Genomic DNA, 2599 nt, shown 5'->3' with positions numbered 1-2599 from the left:
CGGGGCACCGGGGCGGGGCTGCGGGCGATGGGGCTGGTGCCCGGCGACCGGGTGCTGATGCGGCTGGCGAACTCGGTCGAGTTTCCCATCGTTTTTCTGGGCGCCATCGCGGCCGGGCTGGTGCCGGTGCCGACCTCGGCGCAGCTGACGGGGCCGGAGGTATCGGCGCTGGCGCGCGCGCTGCGCCCCGCGCTGATCGTGGCGGGGCCGGGGGTGGCGGTGCCCGATGCGCCGGGCGCGCCGGTGCTGGACCTCGCGGCGCTGCGGGCGCTGTTCGACGGCCCGCCGTGCGACTGGGACATGGGGACGCCGGACCGGCTGGCGTACATCGTCTATACCTCGGGGACGTCGGGGCGGCCGCGGGGCGTGATGCACGCGCATCGGGCGGTCTGGGCGCGGCGGATGATGTGGGACGGCTGGTACGGCCTGCAGGAGGGCGACCGGCTGCTGCACGCGGGCGCGCTGAACTGGACCTATACGCTGGGCACGGGGCTGCTGGACCCCTGGGCGGCGGGGGCCTGTGCGCTGGTGCCCGGCCCGGGGGTCAGCCCGGCGCAATTGCCGCTGCTGATGCGGCGGTTCGACGTCACGCTGTTTGCCGCGGCCCCCGGGATCTATCGCCAGATGCTGCGCGGGGCGGGGCAACTGGCGTTGCCGCATCTGCGCCACGGGCTGTCGGCGGGGGAAAAGATGGCCGACGACACCCGCGCCGCCTGGCACGCCGCGACGGGGACCCGGGTGCACGAGGCGTTCGGAATGTCGGAATGCTCCACCTTCCTGTCGGGCAGCCCCGCGCGGCCGGCCCCCGACGGCAGCTCGGGCCACGCCCAGCCGGGCCGCAGGCTGGCGCTGATCGGCGCGGACGGGGCGCCGGTGCCGCGCGGGCAGCCCGGCGTGATCGCCGTGCACCGCGACGACCCGGGCCTGTTCCTCGGCTACCTCGACGCCGAGGCCGAGACGGCCGGACGGTTCGCGGGCGCGTGGTTCCTGACGGGCGATCTGGGGGTGATGGATGACGATGGCGCCATCACCTATCTGGGCCGCGATGACGACATGATGAACGCGGGCGGCGTGCGCGTCTCTCCGCTGGAGGTGGAGGCCGCGCTGACCGCCCACCCCGCCATCCAGGACGCCGCCGCCTGCGAGGTGGAGGTCGCGCCGGGCGTGCGGGTGATCGCCGCCTTCTACGTCGCGCAGGCCGAGATCCCCGAGGCCACGCTCGCGGCCTTCGCGGCCGAACGGCTGGCGCGCTACAAGCAGCCCCGGATCTGGCGGCGCGTCCCGGCGTTGCCGCGCGGGGCCAACAACAAGCTGTCGCGCCGCGTGCTGCGCGACGGGTTTTCCCCCGGTGGAGAGGTCCAAGGTGCAGTCTGACATCCGGCTGGAGATATACGCCGACCCGATCTGTCCGTGGTGCCTGATCGGCAAGGCATGGCTGGACCGCGCGCTGGAGGGGGCGGCCAACCATCCCTTTGCGGTGGAGTGGCATCCGTTCCAGCTCAACCCCGACATGCCCCCGGGGGGCATGGACCGCGTCGCCTATCTGGAGGCGAAGTTCGACGGCCAGATGAACGCCGCCCACGCCCTGCGCCCGGTGCTGGAGGCCGCCGAGGCCGCAGGCGTCCCCCTGAACCTGCCCGCGATCGAGCGCACGCCCAACACGCTGGACGCCCACCGCGTGATCCACTGGGCGGGGCTGGAGGGGCGGCAGACCCCGGTGATGGCCGCCCTGATGCGGGGCTACTTCAGCGAGGGGCGCGATCTGGGCGATGCCACCACGCTGGCCGACATCGCCGGCCGCGCCGGGATGGACCGGGCGCTGGTCGCGCGGCTGCTGGCCTCCGACGCCGACCGCGCCGAGATCGCCGGGCGTGACGCGGCCGCGCGCGCGCGCGGGATCACCGCCGTGCCCACCTTCATCGTGGCCGGCACCTATGTGCTGACGGGCGCGCAGCCGGTGGCGCTGTGGCGCCAGGTGCTGGCCGAACTCGCGGAGCGCGGCGCATGACCCCGCCCGCGCGCACGCTGGCGTTTCCCGAATTCGTGGCCCTGCTGGCGATGCTGTTCGCCACCATCGCCTATTCCATCGACGCGATGCTGCCCGCGCTGGTGGTGATCGCGCAGGAGCTGTCGCCCGAGGCGGTCAACCGCGCGCAGCTTGTGGTGACGGTGTTCGTGCTGGGCATGGGGCTGGGCACGCTGTTCTGGGGGCCGATTTCCGACAGCTACGGGCGCAAGAGCATCGTGGTCTTCGGGATCGCGCTGTACTGCACCGCAGCACTGGTGGCCGCGCGGGCGCAGTCGCTGGAGGTGCTGCTGGCTGCGCGCTTCGTCCAGGGGCTGGGCGCCGCCGCACCGCGCGTGGTGACGCTGGCGATCGTGCGCGACCTCTATCAGGGGCGGATGATGGCGCGGGTGATGTCCATCGTGATGACGATCTTCATCGTCGTGCCGGCGGTGGCGCCGATGATCGGGGCGGGCATCATCGCGCTGGCCGACTGGCGGGCGGTGTTCTGGTCGTTCGTCGTGTTCGGCATCGTGTCAGGCAGCTGGCTGATGATCCGCCAGCCCGAGACCCACCCCCCCGAGCGCCGCCGCC

Annotated in this window: 3 protein-coding genes; all 3 read left to right on the top strand. The window is 73.6% G+C overall.

The features are described 5' to 3' along the window. The coding region (locus CCR87_RS00220; protein ID WP_201155335.1) for a class I adenylate-forming enzyme family protein at positions 1-1374 on the top strand (1374 nt) is incomplete at its 5' end. After that, positions 1364-2008, top strand: coding sequence for a DsbA family protein (locus tag CCR87_RS00215; protein WP_201155334.1), 645 nt, complete (start codon positions 1364-1366; stop codon positions 2006-2008). The genes CCR87_RS00220 and CCR87_RS00215, both read left to right, overlap by 11 nt. Further along, the coding region (locus CCR87_RS00210; protein WP_201155333.1) for an MFS transporter at positions 2005-2599 on the top strand (595 nt) is incomplete at its 3' end. The genes CCR87_RS00215 and CCR87_RS00210, both read left to right, overlap by 4 nt.

It is taken from the genome of Rhodobaculum claviforme, from assembly GCF_016653255.1.
Taxonomy (GTDB): domain Bacteria; phylum Pseudomonadota; class Alphaproteobacteria; order Rhodobacterales; family Rhodobacteraceae; genus Rhodobaculum; species Rhodobaculum claviforme.
The sequence above is the reverse complement of the archived record's forward strand: the minus strand, read 5'-3'. Positions and strand labels throughout refer to the sequence as shown.